The organism is Sphingobacterium sp. PCS056 (assembly GCF_023273895.1).
GTDB lineage: Bacteria > Bacteroidota > Bacteroidia > Sphingobacteriales > Sphingobacteriaceae > Sphingobacterium.
In genome coordinates this window covers 3867747-3891094 of the sequence record NZ_CP096883.1, presented here as the reverse complement: position 1 = coordinate 3891094, position 23348 = coordinate 3867747, and the positions used below count along the sequence as shown (strand labels likewise).

Sequence of the window (23348 nt, the reverse complement as noted above, 5' to 3'; positions counted from 1 at the left end):
ATGACCACGTATTAATACGGTTGAAATCACGTATTATTTATACCGTGATAGGATCGATATTTGTAATCGATAACACGAATTATAAGGTGTTAGATACATAACATTTTTTTATAAATCTTGGGTATGCAGTCACGAGAAAAATTATATAAATCGATTATTAAAGAATATGAAGATCAAAATTTACTATTGGGAAAACTACTTCATGAATATATAGCTCAAGATTTATATGCAATACAGTTAACTTTACAGCGTTATTCAATAGAACAGGGACATTCACTACCCATTGATCAAGTCAAAGATATTATTAATGGTACGATCGGAAAGGTTCAACAAATGGCGAATGACCTTTTGCCTGTAGTGTTAAGAGATTTTGGCTTCCAAAGAGCCATAGAAGATCTATTTCTTCAATATAGTAGTACCAAAAATGAAGTTTATGTTGACAAGGCCGTCAACAATTTGGATTTTAATTTTCAGCTCAAGTTATTTCAATTGGTACAGTTTATGTTGCGAGCTTCGTTCATAACTGATTATGAGTGTATATTAGTAATTAAATTAGTGGTAAATAAGGATAATCTATTATTGGAAATGGAAGGAGTAAGTGAAAATTATACTAAAGAGCTTAAAAATTATAATAAAGAAAATATCAGAAAATTGCAAGATCGCGTAAATTTATTTGAAGGGACACTCGACATCAATACAAGTTCGGATAGAAATAAGATCGTTGTTAATGTAAAATTAAATTAATCATGATTAAAATTGTTTTGGCTGAAGATCATTTGGTCGTCCTTAATGGAGTTAAATTATTGCTTGAATCACAATCTGATCTCGAAGTTATTGATCAAGGCACAAATGGCAATATGATTTTAGAGATTTTAAAATCTGGAAATATACCAGATGTGCTTATTACAGATATCAACATGTCTGATATGGATGGGTTAGAATTGATTACTCATGTAAAAAGTGACTATCCAACAATTAAAATAATTGTCCTTTCCATGTTAAATAACGTGCAACATGTATTACAGGCTTTCCAAAATGGTGCTAATGGATATTTGGTTAAAAATGTGGGATATGAAGAAATGCTATATGCAATAAGACATGTAGCAAAGGGGGGGAAATTTATATGTGAAGAGATTAGCATGATTATGTTAGATACGCTTCAAAAATCGCCTACAGCATTTCTCAATATAGAACAGATTATGCTTAAAATTGGTTTATCGGAGCGTGAAATGGAAGTATTGGAACTCATCGGAGAAGGTTTTACAAACTTGCAGATCGCTGATAAATTGTTCTTAAGCAAACGCACAGTAGAGGGGCACCGACAAAACTTACTAGAAAAAACCGGTGTTAAAAATACAGCAGCACTTATAAAATATGCGATCAAAACAGGCTTAATGCAATAATTTTTTTCACCATAATCTCGAGGTTACTTGGGCGTATTAATACGCAATAGCTTATGATTAATGCGTATATATCGATAGATAACAAACAATAGCTTCAAAATGAAAGTTAGTTATATGTAAATCAAATTAAAAAGAATATGAAAAAGTTCAAATTGATAACATTAACAGCATTTTTATCTTTAGGTATATTGGGTGCTTGTAAAAATAATACATCCAAAACTGATAGTGAAGGAAATAATAGTAAAATAGCACCATCGGCTGGTGATGAAACACGTTATAATTTAAGTGAGCAACAAGAAATGAGTATGCAAGGTGATACCATAAAGGTAGATTCGACTCAGAGAGATTCGATTAAGTAACTAAAAAAGCTAAGTCATGGAAAATAATTTAGATAATAAGACCAATTATTCAGAGAATGAGGTCCCACAGGAAGCACATGAAGAAAATGGCGATAAACCTGCTGCTAAAACTATACCATGGGCGATCTGGATTGCAGTTATTGTGATGATCGTCGTATTTCTTTACATGTGGCAAAAGTAGTTTTTGCTTTTATGCATTCCACAACAGATCAGTTATGTTTTAAAGATTCAAGTCGTTAGCGCCGACTGATGAACAGGTTAAATAAACACAATATCTGTTGCGGAATGCTTGTTTTATTATTTGATATGCTCTTACACCCCAAATAAGAGTTACAAATTAAGGTATTTTTTTAATTCGAATTATTATGAAAGTAACAAATCAACAAAATCCTTCCTATCCACAGCCACCATTTAAAAAGCAAGATCAAATAGTACCAGGCATCTCTGCAAAAATGGATCCTGTGCCCGATCACGGAGAAAAAACATATATTGGAAATAATCTCTTAGCTGGTCAAGTTTGTTTGATCACAGGAGGTGATTCTGGGATAGGAAAAGCTACGGCTATAGCTATGGCTCGGGAAGGAGCGGATATTGCCATCATTTATCTTGACGAAATTGAAAATGAAGATGCTACAGATACTGCTGGTTGGATTGAAAAAGCGGGTCAAAAGGCTTTGTTAATCCGAGGTGATATACGCAATGAATCTTTCTGCCAATCAGCAATTCAGCAAACAGTAGAAACATTTGGTCGTTTAGATATTTTAATTAATAATGCTGCTTATCAAATGACTTACAATTCCGTTACTGATATCTCTGCAGCAGAGTGGAATAAAACTTTTGAGACGAACGTTAGTGCTATGTTCTATCTTACCAAGTATGCTAAACCTCATTTGCCAAAAGGGGGTAGTATTATAAATACGACATCTGTTAATGCTTATGATCCTAATCCTAAATTACTCCCTTACGCTGCAACAAAAGCTGCTATTCAAAATTATACTGCCAGTTTAGCGCAACAATTTTTCGAAGATGGTTCAGATATTCGTGTAAATGCTGTGGCGCCAGGTCCGGTATGGACACCTTTAATTCCAAGTACGATTCCAGATCATGAAAAGTTTGGAGCGAATACACCTATTGGTAGACCAGGCCAACCAGCTGAAATTGCACCAATTTATGTATTCTTAGCCTCATCCGCTGCATCCTATATTTCTGGAGCTACCATTCCTGCCACTGGAGGACGTGTGACGATTTAATGATAAAATGTTTTACCTAAAAAGGCTAGTATCATTGGGATACTAGCCTTTTTAGGTAAAGCGCAATAATGATTTTTGATTATAATGTTCCTCTCGCTGCTGCTAAACAATCATCAGCATATTTCAGAATATGATCCTTGTCCTGAGCTGAAATTTTCTTTTCCAAAAATGCTTTTTCAACATCAGTTCTATCTTCTAATATATCTTTCTCTGCCTCAATGATATTATCATTAGTTTTAGCATTAATACGGTCTACGATCGATTTGCCTAGATCAGAACAAAGTTCTTTCGCTTTACTATTTGACAAAGCAGGCATAGCTATCTTAGCAACAGCTGCATTTGCAGCTGCCATATTCGAATAAATAGTTTTTTCTAAATCAATATGAGCAGCTTTATCAGAAGCTTTTTCAGCATCAGATGCCGCATCTTGTGCTTTTTCTTCTGTTTTTTCCATAGCATTCTCTGCCTTCTCTTGTGGAGTATTGTTATTACATGAGTAAAGCAATGCCCCTGACAACATCATTGATAAAAATGTTACTTTTTTCATAATATGTGATTTTAATAAATTTTTCTCTAATTAAATATGAATTTGACCTTCTCTGCCTTGATCTTCCAAATCTCCACCTACAGACTTAATTAAGGTAATGGCATATGATATCAACTTGTGATGTTTCGTATCCCAATAATGAGCATGTTCAGGCTTAATTTTGAATAAAATAATATTGGGATCTGTGCGACCTTTTTCAAACCATCCTTCAACAAATTTATTCCAGTATTTATCTATTCTACTTTGATCATCCACTATCTCAGCGTTTCCAAAAAGAGACAGATATTTCATAGATGACGGATCTGAAAAATACAGCTGAACCTGTTTGTTCAATTTAATGTTTCTGTACTTATCGCTATCTTTAGATGCAAGAAACCAGATATTACCTTGATCATCTACTTCCTGTACACTCATGGGAGTGGACTCGAAAGGGGGGTGATTAAGATCAGTACAGAAAAAGCAAAAATTAATACCTTCTGCAAGTTCTTTAATTTTTTTTATCGCTTCCTCCCTTTGATTTATATTTTCTTGACTCATATGTATATAATTATATTAAAATTTGATAATTTAAAAATTGTGCGTTTTGAATTTTAACAGCTAAATAGCCAGCTGCTCTATTATGCTTTTTGACGTACTTAAGAATTTTAAAACGCTTATTGAAAAAGTGAATTATGTATGGACAACATCATTGATTCATAGATTTTTTTTACATCCTATAAATCCCAATACATTCTTTTTAGCAGGATCATTTTGACAATATTTCCAAACTAACAATGCCACTAGTGCACCACCAATCCAGAATATATTGTTGTTTTTTTTTGTCTTTTTATCCTTCTTAAAAGCGTCCTTACCATAACGATGGGGTGAAGTACCGCTACTTTCGTTAACTTGTTCAAATTCGTCTTTTAACTTCGAGTTTTTCATAATAGAATCTTTTATTTAAATATTGAATTTCATTAATTAAACAATCAAAAGACCTAAAATGTTTGTTTTTCTATTAGAAATACATCCACTGCTTATGCGATTCAGAAATTATGATATGATTATAAATGGACATGACGAAGGGAAACCTTGTCATATGATTTCGATTTTAACCCAATGAAATGTGTGAGTACAGATCATGTTGAGTGAATAATATTTAAATGAGGTATCTATTCAATTTCATAATTTAAGAAAATACACTGGTGGTAGTGCCCTAAAATAATGAATATGTAGAAGAGAAGGAGAGTGGAGAGGATAGTATTATTATAAAATAATTTCAAAAAGACTGAATGATCCCTCTTTATAGTGCTCGGGTAGAGCTGGTGTCCAATTTATTTGACTGATTCCTTTATAAGTAAAACCGCAACTCATGTAATAGTTATTTATTTTATCATTACCACTATGCGTATCGAGTCTAATATATTTTTTATCACTATTCCGTGCATATTCTTTAGCCCATGAGACAATCTTTTTTACATATGAATTTCCTCTAAAAAGTGGATTGGTCGCTATTCGATGAATATAGATTGATGAGTCATTCGCAGATTCTTTCCATATGATGTCATCTTTAAATGTCAGAACGAATGTACAAGCTAAAACATTTTCTTCTAAGATAACAAAATGTCTATCTTCATCGATCTCTTTCTGTACCTGAGCTACTTCAAATCCTTTCCAGCCTTTATTGCCTACCTTTAACTTATAAGCAGAGGCCTGTTCGTATATGTTGAATATATCCGTTATATCGTTAGCTGTGCTGTTTCTTATTTCCATCGTTTGCGTAATATAGTCTTAAATCATTTTTCCTTATTAATAGGATAGTCCTTTGATCATTTCCGACAAATATATTTAAATTTTTTATGGACAGACTATATTCGTTATATGTTAATGCATATAAAGTTAACGAACACGTAAAATTAGATCTTGTGTCTATGATGCAAAAGAAGTCTTTTTGTCTTTCCGGTCTTGATTTAATACGCAGCCGTCCATCGCAAAATCCTAACCAATAAAAAAAAGAAACAGATCTAGTTTGAGAGTTTTAAATATAAATATCCTTGATTTTTTTTATATTTATCATGATAAATATAAAACTTGTCATATATCAGTGGTATATCATGACATCTTAAACTTAGCAATTTAACTTATGGAAGGACTAATTGGAATTACTGCAAAAATAATAATTGCTTTAGTAGCATTAGAACATATATATATATTATGGTTAGAAATGTTCGCCTGGGAAACTAAAGGTAAGGAAACATTTAAATCTTTACCCGCGCACCTATTTAAAGAAACAAAGACATTAGCGGCCAATCAGGGGCTCTACAATGGATTTTTATCGGCGGGACTTATTTGGTCTCTATATATAAGTGATGTCATTTGGCAGAGTCAAGTAGCGCTGTTTTTTCTAGGTTGTGTTTTCATTGCCGGAGTATACGGTAGTGCGACAGCAGGAAAAAGCATCTTTTATAAGCAAGCAGTTCCAGCTTTAGTGGGTATTATATTGGTTCTACTAAGTTGAATTTGAGCAGTCGTAATCAATGGCACTGACATTAAGTTGAGTCATCAGTTATGACAGTAACCAATTTATATACGTGTTTTACATGTTATATGAAGTGGGTGGATGTAATAGGAGTCGAGCTATCTGTTTTTAAAGGTTTTTTTATCAATAATCGATACCTTCGAGCGGTTAAAGACGTAAGAATTATTGTATTATTTATCCTTATCTTTAAACTATAAAAGCATGAATGAAAAACAAATTGATCACTTATAAAAGTAACTCATATCTCATGGATTATTCTCAATTGATAAAGGAAACTGCAGCATATGTAGGAAAGTATATGGGTGATCATGATCTTTCAAAATTAAGCTTCCATAATAGTGACCATACAGAAGAAGTGGTGGAAGCGGCGCGAACAATGGCATCTTATTATAATTTAGATGAACATGATACCGCAATTGTTACACTATCTGCCTATTTTCACGACCTTGGTTATTGCGTGAATGGTAAAGAAAGTCATGAAGAGAGAAGTGCAGATATAGCTGAAAAGTTTTTCAGGGAAAAAAATGTAGACATTCCTATGATCAGTGCCATTCGCGGATGTATATTAGCAACAAAATTACCTCAATCTCCTCAAAATTTATTAGAAGAAATTGTCTGTGATGCCGACTTGTTTCATTTAGGCAGTGATCGATTTGATGCTCGCAACAAACTAATGCGACAAGAGGTAAAAGCCTGCGGTTATCAGGTCAATAAAGAGGACTGGAGAAAAGGTACTCTCCAGTTAATGGAAAGCCATCATTATCATACGGACTATGGTCGTAAATTTCTGGATCACAAGAAAAAGCAAAATATGGCAACTTTAAAACAAAAAAAGAATCTGATACAACCGAGTTGGAAAAAAAAGAAAATAAAAAAAACCATAAAAAGGAGCATCAAGCAGAACAGAAAGGTAATAGACCCGAACGCGGTATTGAGACGATGTTCCGAATAACTTCTACCAATAATCAGCGTTTAAGTGATATGGCAGATAATAAATCGAATATCTTAATCACTGTAAACTCCATTATACTATCGGTTGTCATTGCCTTACTACTGCGTAAGTTAGATAGTAATGCCCATTTGATATTTCCCACAGCAATATTGTTATTTACCAGTTTGGCGACTATGGTGATCGCTATTTTGGCAACACGGCCATCTGTTCCAAATGGCAAATATACAGATGAAGACCTGAAGAATAAAAAAGTTAACTTACTGTTTTTTGGTAATTTCTATAAAATGAATTTAGAAAGCTATAGCAGTGGGATGAAACTGATTATGGAAGAACGCGAATACCTGTATAATACCTTGATAAAAGATGTCTACTCACAAGGAGTAGTACTAGGTCGTAAATTTAAATTACTGCGACTAGCTTATAATATATTTATGTACGGTTTAATTGTATCTGTATTTGCATTTCTTGTTGTCGTTATTCTCAATGCTTAGATTTTATAGGTTGCAGGTATGTCAACAAATAAATTGAAAAGCTTACATTTCAAAAACAGTTATAAACTCGTAGAAATGATAAAAATTTAAAAATTGTAGGATTGAGTCATGAACATATCATAACTTTTATGACTTTTACATACTAATGAAGACATTTTGAATTACTGAAAATGAATATTAGAAAATACCTGTTGATCTTACTGCCTTTCGTGTGCTTGTTTTTCTTTTCAGCATGTGCTCAGCATCATATTGTTTACCCAAGTCCAAAGGGTTTTGATTTAAATAATGGAGAGAAGCTGTTTGTTCCAGATGCGCTTCATGAATTATCTGGAATAGCGTTTCCAGAGGAAAGTTCTAACCATATCTTTGCAAATGAAGATGAAAATGGAATCGTATATTTTTTGCGCCAGGGGAGAAAAAACACCAGGAAATTAAATTTGCGAAGAAAGGAGATTATGAAGATATCGCGATCAGCAATGGTTTTATTATGGTACTTGAAAGCAATGGATCTATTTATACATTCCCCTATACCGATCTGCTTCAGCAAAACGCAGAAAGTGTCAAGGTCGGGAAACACATTATTCCCAAAGCAGAATATGAGTCTTTAGCAGCATCGCCAATGGATAGTTTACTCTATGTTTTATGTAAGAAATGCGCGGTTGATAATAAATCAAAAAGTCTTACAGGTTATATTTTGGCGATTTCTAAAGATGGTGATATTTCACTAAAAAGCGAATTTCAAATTAATGAGCAGCAAATTGATCATTTTAGTAGTTTAAATGGGAAGAAGTTTCGTCCTTCTGCGATGACCAGAAATAAAAAAACGAATCAATGGTATATCCTTTCTTCTATTAATAAAATGCTGGTCGTGACTGATGATAAATGGGAGGTAATTGGTGCCTATCCTTTAAATCCAGCTATCTTCAATCAACCAGAAGCAATTGCTTTTGATCATGCGGGCAATCTATTTATTGGCAATGAGGCTGGAGATAAAAATGGAAAAGCAACATTATTGAAATTTAAATTAAATTGATCACATGTTGAAAAATTGGTTTGTTCTTTTTTTATCATGTCTCACGATCCAAGCTTTTGGACAAGACAGTGTCGTAAATAGGGTCATCTTTATCGGTGATGCAGGTGAAATGAATTTTAAACAAGAAACCATAATACCTCATGCTGCAGCGCTAATTATTAAAGGAAGGAGCACAGTAATGTACCTCGGTGACAATATTTATCCAAAAGGAATGGGACTTTCGGGTAGTAAAGAGGAGCTAGAGACTGCAGCCATTCTACGTTCTCAGTATGAACCTATGCGAAAAGCAGGTGCGCCAGTATATTTTATTCCGGGCAATCATGATTGGGATCGATCTGGAAAAGATGGGCTTGCAAAGATTAGAGCTCAAGGACAATTTTTAGCATCACAAAAGGATTCTCTTTTACGTTTAATTCCATCAAATGGTTGCCCTGATCCGGTAGAAATACCAATTTCAGAGCATATGGTTATGATTGCATATGACAGTGAGTGGTGGTTATTTCCTTATAAAAAGAATGATGGAAGTATGGGGTGTGACTGTAATTCTGAGGCAGAAATATTGGAGAGATTGCGTAAAATACGCGATAAAAATAAAAATAAAACCATATTAGTAACTTCGCATCATCCTTTTTATTCCTACGGTGTACATGCTGGTTATTATTCATGGAAAGATCATATCTTTCCACTTACGATTTTGAATAAAAATTACTACTTACCTCTACCTGTTATAGGGTCGCTGTATCCTTTATTACGATCTACCGCATTTTCAAATCCAGAAGACATGAATCATGCCGCATACAAGCACTTGAAGCAAAGTGTCAAGGAAGTATTTAATGGATTTCCTAACTACTTGTATATTTCCGGACATGACCATGGTCTTCAATTCATTAAAGCGGATGGTCAGTATCAAATTGTTAGTGGTTCAGGTTCAAAAAGCTCATCTATAAAAGGAAATAATCATTTGCTCTATAAGAATTCGATGCAAGGTTTTGTGACTGTCGATATGATGCTCGATAGAAGTACACAAATAACTTATTATACTTATGAGAATAAAGGCATAAAGAAGGATTTTACCTATAATATTCCATTTAAAAATAGTAACTATTAAATATTACAAAGAATTCAAGCATCCAAAATACATGATAACTCAGTTTTTGCTGTTGGTTATTATCCATTAAGCTAATCCTTTAAGAATAGTACATATTCTTTTTTGTTGGAGTCTTGTACTGGAATCTTGATTTTAATTTATAAAATATGCAATCAGCATTATTCAACATTATTAGCGACGAAGAAGATCAATTCCCTATTATTGAAACTCACCTCTCGTTTGAACCATTTCTAAAATATCTGAAAAGAAGATATAACGATGAACTTTTAATAAGGAGGGATTTTTTAACACATGTATTGCATGATTTTGATAACGCTCTTGCAGCGCATGGACCTGTGAATAATGATAACATATTTAAATTCGAACAGGAATTACAACTGATCCATGCGACTCTCAATCCTCTTTTGTCCGATTATGAAGATAACTACTGGGCTATAGGATTTCCATTAGGAAAAACGATATGTTATGGAACGAATAAATTTTACACTTTACTGAAGCAGTATAAGTGTGAAAATCAACTTGATGTAGTAGATTGTTCTGATGCTTTTAATGATAAAATGGAGATGTTATATTCATTTATCCTAGAAAGATTATACGGAATAAAATCAAGCAAGCACTTTGAGATCATTCATTCATTTACAGATGACACTTCGGGCTTAGAAAAATATTATAGGATCAATATTGACCATACTTTTGTCGAGGTACAGGTCATCGGGGAACTACCATTTTTTGATCGATCTAAAGTAATCGATGGGTTTTCAAAAACTTTAAATTTTGAAATCATAAAATCATTAATTCCACTAGAAATGATTCGAATGGAAGGTTTTTCAATTTTATCGGTCACAGATATTACAGAACAGCAGGCTTTAGAAAATATCAAAAACATCATTATTAAAGGCATTGATGAAAAAGATTCATATGAACATGTAATTACTGCTTTAAAAACACTTTCAGGAAATTCGGAAATTGATTTTTCGTTATTGCCCTTTTTTAATTTAAATGATCAGGTGGTGTTTGATTTCAAAGAAAGGAAGACATCAGCATTGCTCGATTTAATAAAAGAAAATAACACAAGTCAGCAACGTATTCAAGAATTGTTAGATCAATTTATTCAGAATCCTCAAATTTTAGTGTTCGATGGGAAAGAGGATATCGCTGATAAAACAATTTCATTTTTTTGGGATAGGTTGAAAGATCTTGGCATTCAAAGTTATGCTCTAATTCCAATCGCTCACAATAAAGAAATCGTCGGAATTATTGAGGTTTTTACAAGAACTGATGCAATTTTAGAAGACCAAATACTGGCTCGTATCTTTAGAGCAAGTACCCTGCTTGCCCAGTTATTGAAAGATGAAATTGTCGAATTCCAGACCCAGATCAATGAGGTGATCAAGGAAAAATTTACATCCTTACAATCCGCGGTGCAGTGGAAATTTAATAAAGAGGCTTGGGAATATTTACAACGGATTGAACAAGATAAACCTAAACCTGTTATTGGTGATATCAAATTTGAACAAGTTTATCCTTTATATGGAGCCGTAGATATCAGAAATTCAACCGTTGAAAGAAATAGAGCTGCATTTCAGGATATGATCGTTCATCTTGAACTACTGGAAAATGTTTTGATTCAGCTAAAAAGCCTAAATAATATTGTTATACTAGATGAAATGATTTTCAATTGCCGTAGATGGCACCAAGAACTCAATGAAGAGTTAATGGATATTATTCAGATTCAACTCAATGACTTTTTCAATCAGCATGTGACTGAAGTGTTGACCTACTTCAAAGAAAACTCAGAGCAAGCACATGGAATTATTTCTGAATATGAAAGGGCCATTCATCCCGTACACGGGATTGTATTCAAAAATCGTAATGTCTTAGAAAGATCGATTCAAATTATAAATAGTGGAATCAGTGGTTATCTTGAATTGTTTGACAAGGAACTACAAAATTCTTATCCTTGTTATTTTGAAAAGTTCAGATCTGATGGTGTTGAATATGATATTTATATTGGACAGTCAATTGCTCCCGATAAAAAGTTTAATGAGATATACCTCAAAAATATTCGCCTTTGGCAATTAACATCTATGGCTGCGATCGCAAAGATTACCCATAGTTTGTTGGATCAGATGGAAAAACAATTATTTACGACCCAACTAATTTTTGTTAATGCTACGCTTATTGATATCACTTTTAGAACAGATGAGCATCGATTCGACGTTGAAGGAGCATACAATATTCGGTATCAGATTATTAAGAAAAGAATTGACAAGGTAACGATCAAAGGTACAAATGATCGCCTAACCCAACCGGGTAAAATTGCCATTGTCTATTTTACAAAACGTGAAGAGAAAGAGTATATTGGGTATATTCAATATTTACAAAAGAACGGTACCTTGTTGGATGATATGGAAGAGCTGGAACTAGAAGAACTGCAAGGTGTGAAGGGCTTGCAAGCATTGAGAGTTGGTATTCAGTTGAACTAGGTCTCATATTTAGGTGCAAATACAATTTATATTTTAAGTGAGTAGTGTTTGATAACCAGTGCTCAGTATCTGGAATATCATATTTTAAAAACGAATGAATGATCGCATCAAATAAATGGTCGATTGACCCTAGTCATAGTGAAGTGTCTTTTAAAGTGAAACATTTAATGATCACTACGATAACGGGTTATTTCGAAAAATTTACACTTGAGCTGGAAACTCATAATGACAATTTTAATACGGCTAAAAACATTGAATTTGCTGCCGAAATTAATTCAATTAATACCAATGATAAACAAAGAGATGAGCATCTAAAATCCGCTGATTTTTTTAATGCAAATGTATATAGTCATTTAAGGTTCAGGGGAAGTAAATATCAGGGAGCTAATAGCCACGCCGTATTAACTGGTGCATTAACGATTGGTTCCATTACTCAAACAGTTAAGTTGGAGGTTTCATTTGGAGGAATCGTTATGGATAGTTATGGTCAAACTAAGGCCGGTTTTTCACTAAGTGGTTCATTGAGCCGTAAGAATTTTGGTTTAACCTGGGATGCTGTAACCGAAGCCGGTAATATTGTTGTCAGTGATGAAGTTCGGATCAATGCTGAAATTCAGCTTATCAAACAAATAGAGGTATAGAAGTCCGCTATAGGTGGCCAATAAGCGATCTGAATATGATCAAATGGCTTATTGTTTTAATTGTAATAAATTGTCATCATGATAAAGATATACCACAATAAATTGTGTAGTAAAAGTTGTGCTGCATTGGATTTGTTAATGAGTAAACATGTCGAATTCAATATACAAGAATATATAAATGATGTGCCCAGTAAGGACGAAATGAAAAATCTATTGGCTATACTCAAAATGAAGCCACTTCAGTTAATTAGACATCATGAAACTATATTTCAAGAAAACTTCAAAGATCTTATACTTACGGATAATGAATGGATCGATGTCATGTTGCAACATCCCATTCTTATCGAACGACCCATCGTAGTAAAGAATGGTCAAGCTGTTATTGGTCGTCCAATCGAAAATATAATGAAGCTATTACAAGAGTTTTAGAGCCGTATTTTTCAATCCCATTCATTATGAGAAATGAATACAATAGGGTAATGAATACGATGTTATCAATGATAAAGTACCAGAAGTATGACAATGGCCGCATGCATATTTAAATCAATAGCCAGTCTGAACTTTGTGTAGGGCTCAAAAAATCAGTTCGTGGGGGCAGGTCTAAATATGGATATTTAACTTTAGAAAGGTATAATCCGACTGGATAGGCTGGGTTTAATATTTTTGGTACTTCTAATGTTATTAAATGATTTTCAAATTCATCAATACTCAATTCACCAACAGCTATTTTCAACAATTTACCTGTTATAATACGAATCATTTTTCCTAAAAAGCGATTACTAGCTATATTAAAACGAATCCGATCCCCTTTTGTATTTACATATATTCCGGTCGACGATACTTGACATAGGGTATGCTCATTTTTATCAGGATGAGTACAAAAGGGACGAAAATCTTTGTATTTAAGTAACACTTTAGCGGCCTCGCTCATTTTTTGCAGATCTAAATTTGGATATAAGTATAAAGAACTTTGATTGCTTAAGAAAGGATCTTTATATGTATGTATAAAATAATCGTATTCTCTATGTATAGCGTCAAAACGAGCATGAGGTTTGCCGTCCATTTTTATAATATCGTAAACAGCGATATTGGTAGGAAGAGCTTTGTTTAATCGATAAAGTAAATCAAAATCACATTCTTTTTCCATATCGGCATGAAAAAAATATTGACTGGCATGTACTTGAGCATCCGTACGTCCACATCCAAATATAGTGGTTTGTACTTTTAAAATTTTAGAAAGCGTAGTTTCTAAAACTTCCTGTACACTCTTGACATCTGGTTGTCTTTGCCAACCGCTGTAATCTTGACCTTGATAGGCAATATGGAAAAAAAATCTCAATTTACTTTTGTATATAATACAATTTTACGCAAAAATGCTAGTATAATATTCATTTAGGAGTTTTTTATTATCCAAAAATTGAATGATATCCCATCATATGGAGGGAGATAGGTAGAACCGAAACAGTTCAGCATCGAACACCTGTTAATCATTTTGGATGGAAGAAGATTTTGTTTACAAGATAGTAGATGCCAATTAAGGAATTTTTATAATTGGACAGATGCAATTTAGTTATAAATGTATTATCTGTCCAATGATGAAAGAAGAGATTGTTAACGTGTGCTCAATGCCTCGATTGATTCTGTGACTTGTTCTAAAATTTCGAAAGCAACTTCCGCCATTCGATTGCCTTGACTATCAAGTAGGGGATTCACCTCCACAAGTTCTAAACAGATTACTTTTCCTGAAGCAATGATTTCCTGAAGTATTTCGGTAATTTCTGTTGGATCAAATCCCTTAGGAACTGGGGTTCCAGTTCCATTAGAAATTAATTCACTATCCATACTATCAACATCAAAAGAGACATAGACGATATCACATGCTGCTAATTGTTGTAATGCATCGGCAACACAGACTTTGATACTCCTATTTCTGACCTTTTCAACTGGATATTTTTTGATGGCTAGTTTCTCAATTAAATTTTCTTCTGGTGGTTCTGTATCGCGGACTCCAAAATAGATCAGATGTTCTGATCTCAATTTAGCATTTGAAGTTCCAATCGATTTTAGTTTATTCCAATATTTTTTAGTTTCCTCGTCAATGTCATTGATTTGATTTTCAAGATTATCAATGCCTAGTACAGCCGCTAAAGGCATACCGTGTAGATTGCCTGAAGGAGTAGTATAGGGAGCGTGTAGATCAGCATGCGCGTCAATCCATATAACCCCTAAGGTTTTATCAGGAAAAGCTGATTTTATACCACTAATAGTTCCAATTGCTGATGAATGGTCTCCCGAGAATACGAGTGGAAATTTTTCTTCTAATAAACAATCTTCCACAGATATCGCTAATAGCTTGCACTGTTGTAACACTTGTTTGATCCGTCTTCCAAATGGATAAATGAGTGGATCATAGATGGTACCATTGCGTGTCTGTATATCGACGTAAGTGTATGTATTAAAATACTGACTTCCTTTGTTAATTGCAGCAATTTCTATGGCATCAATACCGAGGTCAGAACCTCGAGTTCCTGCACCAATATCAGATCTGTTTTTAATTAATTGAATCGCTCTTTTCATGAATATTTAGGAAAAGTGTTTTAGGGATTTCTCAATTATTTTTAAACTTTCCTCGATCTGTTCTTGTGTCATAACCAAAGGAGGGGCTAAGCGAATTTTATTGCCATGGGTCGGTTTCGCCAATAATCCATTTTCCTTAAATTTTAAACAAATTTCCCAAGCTAGATCGTCTTCCTCTTCACTATCAATAACGATCGCATTTAATAATCCTTTGCCTCTGACTTCTGTGATGATGGGACATCTGGTCATCATTTCTTCAAGGCCATTTCTAAATAACTGACCCATATTTTCGGCATTCTCGGCCAAATGCTCATCAAGCACGACTTGGAGTGCTTCCATGGATACTGCGCATGCCAAAGGATTACCTCCATATGTTGAACCATGCTCTCCCGGTTTAATGGTTAACATAATCGCATCGTCTGCCAAAACAGCAGAGACAGGAAGTACACCTCCCGATAATGCTTTTCCTAAAATCAATAGGTCGGGCTTAGTACTGTCGTTGTAACCATCGATATCGTAAGAGGCCAACATATTGCCTGTTCGTGCAATCCCTGTTTGGATTTCATCGACAATAAATAGTACATTGTATTTTTTACATATTGCTTTTATACGAGCTAGATAGTCGTGATCTGGCACGATGATACCAGCCTCTCCTTGAATAGGTTCAACAATAAATCCGGCTATATTTGCATCATTTTCTAATAAATTTTCAAATGCATCCACATCGTTATAAGGCACTTGAAGCACACCTTCTAGAAATGGTCCAAAATCTTTTTTTGCAGAATCATCGGTAGAAGCCGAAATAATGGAAATTGTCCTGCCATGGAAATTGCCCTGAGCAAAAACAATTTTCGCTTGGTCTTTAGCAATACCTTTAACGAGATAGGCCCATTTTCGACAGAGCTTCATGGCAGTTTCTACAGCCTCTACTCCAGAATTCATGATTAATGCTTTGTCATAACCAAATAGTTTGCACATGTATTCCTCAAAATTACCCAGTTGATCACTGTAGAAGGCCCTAGAAGTAAGGGTCAGTTTTTCTGCCTGTTGCGTCAATGCTTTAATAATTCTTGGATGACAATGTCCTTGATTTACGGCAGAATAGGCAGAAAGAAAGTCGTAATAGCGACGATCTTCTACATCCCAAACAAATACACCTTTTCCTCTCGACAAGACAACAGGAAGTGGATGGTAATTATGTGCTCCATATTTACTTTCCTTTGCAATGAAGGCATTGCTTTTAGTTTCATTTGTTAAATCATTCATAGTATTGGAATTATCAAATAAATGTACAATATTTAAACTAATTAATGCATGAAAAGTTAAATTAAACTTTTTGTTTGCATTAAAATGTGTAATTTAACTTATTCATTCCAGCATATAGAAAAGTAAACTATGAGTCAATTAGATGATTTTGACAGACAGATTTTGAAACATTTGGAGGCAGATGGACGGATGGCTTATTCAGCTATTGCTGCCATATTAGGAGTTTCCAATACCATGATTCATCAACGAATTACGCGATTAATTGATCAGGGAATTTTAGTAGGGATTAAACCTGTTTTAAATGAAAAAAAACTGGGGTATGATTGGGGAGCTTTTACTGGTATCTCCCTGGAAAAGGATCATGATTCTAAAAGAATTATTGAAGAATTGCAAAAAATACCGGAAGTGACAGAATGTTACTATATCACTGGAAATTATACGCTTTACTTAAAAATTATAGCGAAAGACCATGAGCACATGAGACAGTTATTATATGATAAAATAGATAGTATTCCCGGGATTTCAAAAACGGATACCATCATTGAGCTGGGGTGTGCGTTTAAGCGAAATATCATCTTGTAAATATCCGGCACTTTTTATTTTGGATCGCCCTATTCGATAAGCGATACACAACTGTTTGTAAAAGACCTATCGATCTGCCTTTGGTTTTTGATTAGAGGTCATGTATTGGATTCTTTGAGTTGATTGAATAAAAAAGCGCTCAAATAATTGCATTTAACTAGGGATCAGTACTAAAAAAGGAACATGTAAAATAAAGACCAATGAAAACTTTATTAAAAACATGTGCAACAGCAGCCCTTATCGTCATATCCATATGCACGATGGCTGATGGTAGGCCTGAAAAAAGGACTATCAATCTTTCAATGGCAAAATTGGCCCTAGATCATTATTTAGAAGTCATTACAGAGGGAGAATCTATTGGATTGGAACAATTATTTGCTCCAGAATTCTGCCAACGGATACAAACTGAAAAATCCAAAAGTCACAGTCGTTCCGAAATTATTAACTTTTTAAAAAAGCAGCGAGGAGAAAAATTAAATTGCATCACTTCTTACCAGGTATTGGAACAATGCCCAAATTCTATGATTGCGAAAGTTACTTTGAAATTTGAAAATTTTACCATGACAGATCTTGTTACTTTAATTAACGAAGACGGTGCTTGGAAAGTCCTTACGTCGGTTCATACCTATCAATAAGCTGATGATTGTACCCTCATTAATTTTTTGAAAATCGATTTCAATTAAACTATACCAACAATCAATCATATGTTTAGTGAGTAAAGCCCCGTCGTGAGATGCGGCTTTTTTATTTTAAGTCAGCAGCCTATTTTTGCGATCGCCACATACAATTCATTTTGCAGTAAATATTAAGTAAGAGTACTACTCATGTTGTGAGGGATGCATGATGGAGTAGATGACCCATTATATTTTTTTAATAACATAAAAAAAGGAGCTATCTCATTTAAGATAGCTCCCACGTTAAAAGAGTAATCAATTATTTTAATTGGAATTTACTTTCTAATAAATCTTGAGAATTTTTACCGATATATAGGATAAAATCTCCAGGCTCAGCTACAAATTTTAAGTCATTATTATAAAATTTCAGTTCTTCCTCAGAAACTGTAAAGTTGACTGTTGTAGATTCGCCAGCCTTTAAAAATACTTTTTTAAAACCTTTTAATTCTTTGACAGGACGTGTAATTGAACCAACAACATCTTTAATATAGAGCTGAACAACTTCCTCACCATCATATTTACCCGTATTACTCAATGTGACAGACGCTTGGATAGATTGTCCTGCTTTAATAGAAGATTTGTCTAATTTTAGATCAGAGTAATCGAATGTTGTGTAACTTAATCCATATCCAAAAGGAAAAAGTGGGCTGTTGATCACATCGATATAATTAGATCTAAATTTTTGAAAGGATCCGCCTTCAGCCAAAGGTCTACCGGTATTTTTATGTGCATAATAAATGGGCAGTTGTCCAACATTTCTAGGGAAGGTAGCTGTTAGTTTTCCAGACGGATTTACATCACCAAATAATACTTCTGCAACAGCAGCTCCTGTTTCAGATCCTCCAAACCAAGCATTTAAGATCGCTGGAACGTGTTCATTTTCCCAAGTTAAGGTCATTGGTCTACCTGCAAATAAGACGAGTACGACGGGCTTACCTGTTTTTAATAATTCCGACAAAAGACGTTGTTGTATCGCAGGAATACCAATTTCTGTACGGCTTGAGCTTTCACCAGACATCTCCGATGATTCACCTAATGCCGCTACAATAATATCTGCTTGGGCAGCGATCTGTAAAGCCTCAGCAACAATTTCAGATTCAGGTCTATTGTCTCTCGGTATCGTACGGCCAAACATAGTCGCATGTTCCTGATATACGGCATCTTCTAGCAAGTTTGAACCTAAGTGCGTTACGATTTTCACTTGATTGCCTAAAACAGATTGCATGCCTTCGACTAGGGAAGGAGTATTGACTAAGTCAGAACTTACTGACCATGTACCCACCATATTTGCTCGCGTATTTGCTAAAGGTCCTATAACAGCCACAGTACCTTTTTTCTGTAAAGGCAGAAGTTGGTTGTCATTTTTTAACAGCACAAAAGATTTTGTAGCGGCATCGCGTGCAACTTTTAGATTTGCAGGTGTCAATAACTCAGTTTGAGCACGATCTTCATTGCAATAGCGGTAAGGGTCTTCAAATAAACCTAACTTATATTTCGCTTCCAACACCAATCGACAAGCGCGATCAATATCACTTTGTGAGACTTTGCCATCTTGGAGTGACTGCTTTAAAGTGTTCAGAAATCCTTCAGATACCATATCCATATCTACACCTGCTTTTATAGAAAGTGCCGATACTTGTTTTAAATCTCCTAAACCGTGGTCGATTAACTCAGAAATTCCAGTATAATCTGTTACAACCATACCATTAAATCCCCATTCTTTGCGAAGAACATCAGTAACTAACCATTTATTAGCTGTTGCTGGTATTCCATTGATATCATTAAATGAAGTCATTACTGTTCCAGCTCCAGCTTCTACAGCTGCTTTATAAGGAGGGAAGTATTCATTATACATACGGTGAAGACTCATGTCGGTCGTATTATAATCTTTTCCCGATTCAGCAGCTCCATATAGTGCCCAGTGCTTTACACAAGCCATCATGGTATTTACTGCTGTTAGATCATCGCCTTGATATCCTTTGACCATTGCTCTTGCAATTTGAGAGCCTAAATAGGGGTCTTCTCCAGAACCCTCAGAAATTCGTCCCCAGCGTGCATCTCTAGAGATGTCAACCATTGGAGAGAATGTCCAATTGATTCCGTCTGCGGTAGCTTCCTGTGCTGCTATACGCGCAGTTTTTTCAATTAAAGGTATGTCCCATGTGGCAGAAAGCCCCAGTGGAATTGGAAAAGTCGTTTTGTATCCATGGATGACGTCAAGACCAAATATCATCGGAATTTTTAATCTTGTTTTATTGACAGCAAGTTCTTGAGCAGCGCGAATTTTTTTAGGTGTAGTCATAGAAAAGATTCCACCAATTTGACCAGCTGCAATTTTTGCTTCAACTCCAGTGCTAGCCGTAGTACCTGTGGTTACCTCGCCCGCAGTAACTAAGTTTAGCTGACCAATTTTTTCATCTACTGTCATTTTTTTCATCAGTTCAGAGATAAACTTATCCATTTTAGGATCTTGTTTTTTCGCTGGCTGTGTGAAAGCCAGTGTCGGAACCAATGCAACAGCGACTAATAAGGAAGTCCATTGTTTCATGTTCTAATAGTTATTGTGTGTGAATAATGTGTATTATAGCTTTGGGCTTTTAAAACCTAAATTTTTTAATCCTGCTTTAATCTCAGGAGCTTGCATAAACAAGTTCCAAATTAAACCAGTTCTGTAATTCTCGATCATGACCACTATCGGTCCTTGATCGATGGCTAGATAGCGTTGTGGGTACCAGTTTTCTGTTTCAGAAAAAGCATCGTAAAATCCATACTTACCAAAAAGCTCTGTACCTTTTTGCTCATAGAAGTAGTGCATTGCCTTCAAGCTTTCTTCAGGTGCGTAAGGGATGGATGAAAGTGCAGCTGTAGGAGAGATGACCCCTTTATCATTGTCTGGATGATGAGCATCATATCCCTTGACAGAATAACTCGCCGTTAGGCCCCAAGAGTTTTCACCATATCCTTTAAATTGATGAGGATTTTGTTTAGCGTACTCAATATTGATTTTAGTGTGATTGACATTGACTTTCCAATAATCAGCATATTGATCCTGTAGTCCTTTTGGATTTAGTCCTAAATATGAATAATGGGACCAAAATAGAGGACCTACCGCATGTTCAGGAGCATTATGTTTCAAAATTAACGGTATTCCATATTTTTCGCCTGTAGATACTATTGCTCCACTTCTTGCCCAACCTTTATGGTAAGTAGAAGCTGGGATAGGATGGGTTGGTGAACTTGCTGCAAGCACATAACTGATTAGACACTCATCATAACCTTGGATAGCATGATTCATTCCCCAGCCATGTGTTGGACTCCAGTGCCAGTACAGCACATCTTGGCCATTTCTAAAGAAATCCCAATCAATTCCTTTCCACAAAGCGTCTGCTTTCTTAGCAACTTGCTGCTCCTGGTCGTTACCATTTTGATAATATTCGCGAAGACAGATTAACGCTTGAGCCATAAATGCTGTCTCAACGATATCAGCTGCATCATCTTGATTTCCAAAAACCTTCGATTTCCCAGTTAGACCATCTATCCAATGCGACCAAGCACCGTGATAACGATCGGCTTTTGCTAGAAAATCTACAATACGATCAAACCTTTTAGTTGCTTCATCGGCAGAGATAAAACCACGTTCCGCAGCAACAATTGTAGCCATGATGCCAAAACCAGAACCGCCGACGGTGACAACATTAAAATCATTCAGTGGATATTGTCCATCTAGGTGTATTCTTTCTCTTGCCATTCCCGAATTCGGTTCTGCGCCTTCCCAGAAATAATTAAACGTTTGTTTTTGTACTAGGGTCATTAAAGAATCATCAGAAATAGTAGTTTTCTGTAAAGTTTGAGGTGTTTTACAGGCAGTAATGCTTGTACCAATTAAGATTAAGCCTAAGATAAGCTTGGGATTAAATTTTAACTTCATAGTAGCGTAAGTAGAGCGATGGATATTAAAGAACTGGGACTTAGTGCTAATAAGTCCCAGTTTTCGTTGTATGATTGTAAACCTGGATTAGTAACCCGGATTTTTCACCATGTCTGGTGTTTGTGTTAATTGTTCGTAAGGAATTGGGAACAAATAATGCTTTTCTTGGAATGTTTTTCCATCTGCTTTCATCGCTTCAGGAGCTTGTTTAGTACGAACTAAATCAAACCAACGATCATGCTCAAAAGCTAATTCTAGACGGCGTTCCTTCCAGATTGCTTTGCGTAAGTCTGTTTGATTAGTAGCCGTGGTATTAGGCAATTTGACACGAGTACGAATCGTATTCAGTGCAGTGGTCGCTTCTGCGGTGTTACCCATTTCATTAGCGGCTTCTGCCAAGATCAAATATACTTCGCCTAAACGTAAATAGCGCACATTTTTATCACCATCCCCAGCACCTGCATTAGCGGATGAGTATGCTTTCTCGTTGTACATTGGATTTTCAACCCCAGTTCCGACTACACGGCCATCCCACAAAGTTTCTCCACGAAAAATAATAGTCGCGTCGCGGCGGATATTATCTTGTTCTGCGTTAAAGGCATTTAATAAATTTTGAGAAGGTGTATTGAAGCCCCAGCCCCAGCCAGTTACACCACGGGCACCTTGAACTTCTGAATATTGTTGTACACCATGAGCAATAGCTTCTCCACGTGCCTGAAATTCAAAGATCGACTCTGTGCCATTTTCTGAACTTGCGCGCCACAGCACCTCATATTTTGATTCCAAGCCATATTGACCTGAATTAATGACCTCTTTTGCTAACGTATAGGCCTCATTCCAGTTTTGATTGTATAAGTATACTTTTGATAATAAAGCTTGTGCTGCACCTTTTGTAGCACGACCAAGGTCTTTAGACTCATACGCAGATTTTAAAGGCAATACCTCAATAGCTTCTTTTAAATCTTTAATGATATAAGCATAGACGTCTGCCTTAGGCGCGCGAATGATTAAGTCTTGATCTTGAATTGGAACATCGCCCCAACCACGAACTAAATAGAAATAATTTAAAGCACGTAAGAACTTCGCTTCGCCGATCAGTCTGTTTTTATAAGCAGCATCTTCAATTTCAGTTGATTCCGTCAATGCAATTGATTGTGTTGCACGGCCAATAGCTTTGTACCAATGAGACCATAATGCACCGAAAGAACCTGAAGAACTGGTGTACGCTAGATTATCAATTTCTTGTTTATCACCTCCTGGATCGGTAGGAGAAGACCCCTTATCGGCATTATCAGAAAGCATATCGGTAATGGCCACATAAGAAAACGAATAATTCCAGTCCGTAAACATCCCGTAGACAGAATTGACAAAAGATTCAGGTGTGTAAACCTGATCTTTATCACCTTCCTCCACAATTTCTTGAGAAGGCACATCTAAAAATGATGAATCTTTACAGGCAGACATGCTCAAACCTGCTGTTAAAATTAAGGCTATATGTAATTTGTTAAATTTCATGATTTTAATTTTTAAAGT

General features: G+C 35.2%; 25 protein-coding genes. 15 read left to right on the top strand and 10 right to left on the bottom strand.

Features of this window, described 5'->3' with window-relative positions:
* Positions 1–123 precede the first annotated feature (123 nt).
* The 5 genes from MUB18_RS16300 to MUB18_RS16280 all read left to right on the top strand — a co-directional run bounded on the left by MUB18_RS16300 (position 124) and on the right by MUB18_RS16280 (position 3012).
* Positions 124–744, top strand: coding sequence for a hypothetical protein (locus tag MUB18_RS16300; protein ID WP_248753865.1), 621 nt, complete (start codon positions 124–126; stop codon positions 742–744).
* 2 nt (positions 745–746) lie between these two features.
* Positions 747–1403, top strand: coding sequence for a response regulator transcription factor (locus MUB18_RS16295; protein WP_045753542.1), 657 nt, complete (start codon positions 747–749; stop codon positions 1401–1403).
* A 137-nt stretch (positions 1404–1540) separates the two neighbouring features.
* Entirely contained in the window at positions 1541–1762 is a 222-nt protein-coding gene (locus tag MUB18_RS16290; RefSeq protein ID WP_248753864.1) for a hypothetical protein, read from the top strand.
* Between the two features lie 16 nt (positions 1763–1778).
* Positions 1779–1943 (top strand): hypothetical protein, encoded by a 165-nt coding sequence (locus tag MUB18_RS16285; RefSeq protein WP_248753863.1) that lies wholly within the window; start codon positions 1779–1781, stop codon positions 1941–1943.
* Positions 1944–2127: 184 nt separating this feature from the next.
* Positions 2128–3012 carry an SDR family oxidoreductase gene (locus tag MUB18_RS16280; RefSeq protein WP_248753862.1) on the top strand — a complete coding sequence of 295 codons (885 nt, stop codon included), beginning with the start codon at positions 2128–2130 and terminating at the stop codon, positions 3010–3012.
* A 79-nt stretch (positions 3013–3091) separates the two neighbouring features.
* On the opposite strand, the gene MUB18_RS16275 is transcribed toward MUB18_RS16280, so the two are convergent.
* The 4 genes from MUB18_RS16275 to MUB18_RS16260 form a co-directional block, all read right to left on the bottom strand.
* Complete coding sequence (locus MUB18_RS16275) at positions 3092–3559, bottom strand: hypothetical protein (RefSeq protein WP_108159798.1); 468 nt, start codon at positions 3557–3559, stop codon at positions 3092–3094.
* Between the two features lie 30 nt (positions 3560–3589).
* Positions 3590–4096 carry a pyridoxamine 5'-phosphate oxidase family protein gene (locus MUB18_RS16270; protein ID WP_153198350.1) on the bottom strand — a complete coding sequence of 169 codons (507 nt, stop codon included), beginning with the start codon at positions 4094–4096 and terminating at the stop codon, positions 3590–3592.
* 156 nt (positions 4097–4252) lie between these two features.
* Complete coding sequence (locus MUB18_RS16265; RefSeq protein ID WP_248753861.1) at positions 4253–4483, bottom strand: hypothetical protein; 231 nt, start codon at positions 4481–4483, stop codon at positions 4253–4255.
* 321 nt (positions 4484–4804) lie between these two features.
* Positions 4805–5311, bottom strand: coding sequence for a GNAT family N-acetyltransferase (locus MUB18_RS16260; protein WP_248753860.1), 507 nt, complete (start codon positions 5309–5311; stop codon positions 4805–4807).
* A 370-nt stretch (positions 5312–5681) separates the two neighbouring features.
* Here MUB18_RS16260 and MUB18_RS16255 point away from each other — a divergent pair, with 370 nt between their 5' ends.
* From MUB18_RS16255 to arsC, 8 genes are all read left to right on the top strand, one after another.
* Complete coding sequence (locus tag MUB18_RS16255; protein WP_211322275.1) at positions 5682–6056, top strand: DUF1304 domain-containing protein; 375 nt, start codon at positions 5682–5684, stop codon at positions 6054–6056.
* Positions 6057–6282: 226 nt separating this feature from the next.
* Positions 6283–7029 (top strand): HD domain-containing protein, encoded by a 747-nt coding sequence (locus tag MUB18_RS16250; protein WP_248753859.1) that lies wholly within the window; start codon positions 6283–6285, stop codon positions 7027–7029.
* On the top strand, positions 6930–7520 hold the full coding sequence (locus tag MUB18_RS16245; RefSeq protein WP_248753858.1) for a Pycsar system effector family protein: 591 nt from the start codon (positions 6930–6932) through the stop codon (positions 7518–7520). Before MUB18_RS16250 ends, MUB18_RS16245 begins: the two co-directional genes overlap by 100 nt.
* A 487-nt stretch (positions 7521–8007) precedes the next feature.
* Positions 8008–8553, top strand: a complete 546-nt coding sequence (locus tag MUB18_RS16240) for a hypothetical protein (protein ID WP_248753857.1) — start codon at positions 8008–8010, stop codon at positions 8551–8553.
* Between the two features lie 4 nt (positions 8554–8557).
* Entirely contained in the window at positions 8558–9661 is a 1104-nt protein-coding gene (locus tag MUB18_RS16235) for a metallophosphoesterase family protein (protein ID WP_248753856.1), read from the top strand.
* Positions 9662–9807: 146 nt separating this feature from the next.
* Positions 9808–12147 carry a hypothetical protein gene (locus MUB18_RS16230; protein WP_248753855.1) on the top strand — a complete coding sequence of 780 codons (2340 nt, stop codon included), beginning with the start codon at positions 9808–9810 and terminating at the stop codon, positions 12145–12147.
* A gap of 98 nt (positions 12148–12245) precedes the next feature.
* The gene (locus MUB18_RS16225) at positions 12246–12788 is read left to right on the top strand and encodes a YceI family protein (protein WP_094772890.1); all 543 of its coding nucleotides are present in this window, start codon (positions 12246–12248) and stop codon (positions 12786–12788) included.
* A 78-nt stretch (positions 12789–12866) separates the two neighbouring features.
* A complete protein-coding gene (gene arsC, locus MUB18_RS16220; RefSeq protein ID WP_045754176.1) occupies positions 12867–13217 on the top strand; it encodes an arsenate reductase (glutaredoxin) in 351 nt (116 codons plus the stop codon).
* A 109-nt stretch (positions 13218–13326) separates the two neighbouring features.
* On the opposite strand, the gene truA is transcribed toward arsC, so the two are convergent.
* The 3 genes from truA to rocD all read right to left on the bottom strand — a co-directional run bounded on the left by truA (position 13327) and on the right by rocD (position 16631).
* Positions 13327–14127 (bottom strand): tRNA pseudouridine(38-40) synthase TruA, encoded by an 801-nt coding sequence (truA, locus tag MUB18_RS16215; RefSeq protein WP_248753854.1) that lies wholly within the window; start codon positions 14125–14127, stop codon positions 13327–13329.
* 272 nt (positions 14128–14399) lie between these two features.
* Positions 14400–15365: an arginase gene (locus tag MUB18_RS16210; RefSeq protein ID WP_248753853.1), complete on the bottom strand. Its 966-nt coding sequence runs from the start codon at positions 15363–15365 to the stop codon at positions 14400–14402.
* A 6-nt stretch (positions 15366–15371) separates the two neighbouring features.
* Entirely contained in the window at positions 15372–16631 is a 1260-nt protein-coding gene (gene rocD, locus MUB18_RS16205) for an ornithine--oxo-acid transaminase (protein ID WP_248753852.1), read from the bottom strand.
* Between the two features lie 129 nt (positions 16632–16760).
* Between rocD and MUB18_RS16200 the strand changes: the two genes are divergently transcribed.
* Both MUB18_RS16200 and MUB18_RS16195 read left to right on the top strand, forming a co-directional pair.
* Positions 16761–17213 (top strand): Lrp/AsnC family transcriptional regulator, encoded by a 453-nt coding sequence (locus MUB18_RS16200; protein WP_108159788.1) that lies wholly within the window; start codon positions 16761–16763, stop codon positions 17211–17213.
* Between the two features lie 200 nt (positions 17214–17413).
* Complete coding sequence (locus tag MUB18_RS16195) at positions 17414–17848, top strand: nuclear transport factor 2 family protein (RefSeq protein WP_084405340.1); 435 nt, start codon at positions 17414–17416, stop codon at positions 17846–17848.
* 298 nt (positions 17849–18146) lie between these two features.
* Here the strand turns inward: MUB18_RS16195 and bglX are convergent, their stop codons facing one another.
* From bglX to MUB18_RS16180, 3 genes are all read right to left on the bottom strand, one after another.
* Positions 18147–20435, bottom strand: a complete 2289-nt coding sequence (gene bglX / locus MUB18_RS16190; protein WP_248753851.1) for a beta-glucosidase BglX — start codon at positions 20433–20435, stop codon at positions 18147–18149.
* 33 nt (positions 20436–20468) lie between these two features.
* A complete protein-coding gene (locus MUB18_RS16185; protein WP_248753850.1) occupies positions 20469–21815 on the bottom strand; it encodes a glucoamylase family protein in 1347 nt (448 codons plus the stop codon).
* Positions 21816–21902: 87 nt separating this feature from the next.
* Entirely contained in the window at positions 21903–23330 is a 1428-nt protein-coding gene (locus tag MUB18_RS16180; RefSeq protein WP_248753849.1) for a RagB/SusD family nutrient uptake outer membrane protein, read from the bottom strand.
* Positions 23331–23348 lie beyond the last annotated feature (18 nt).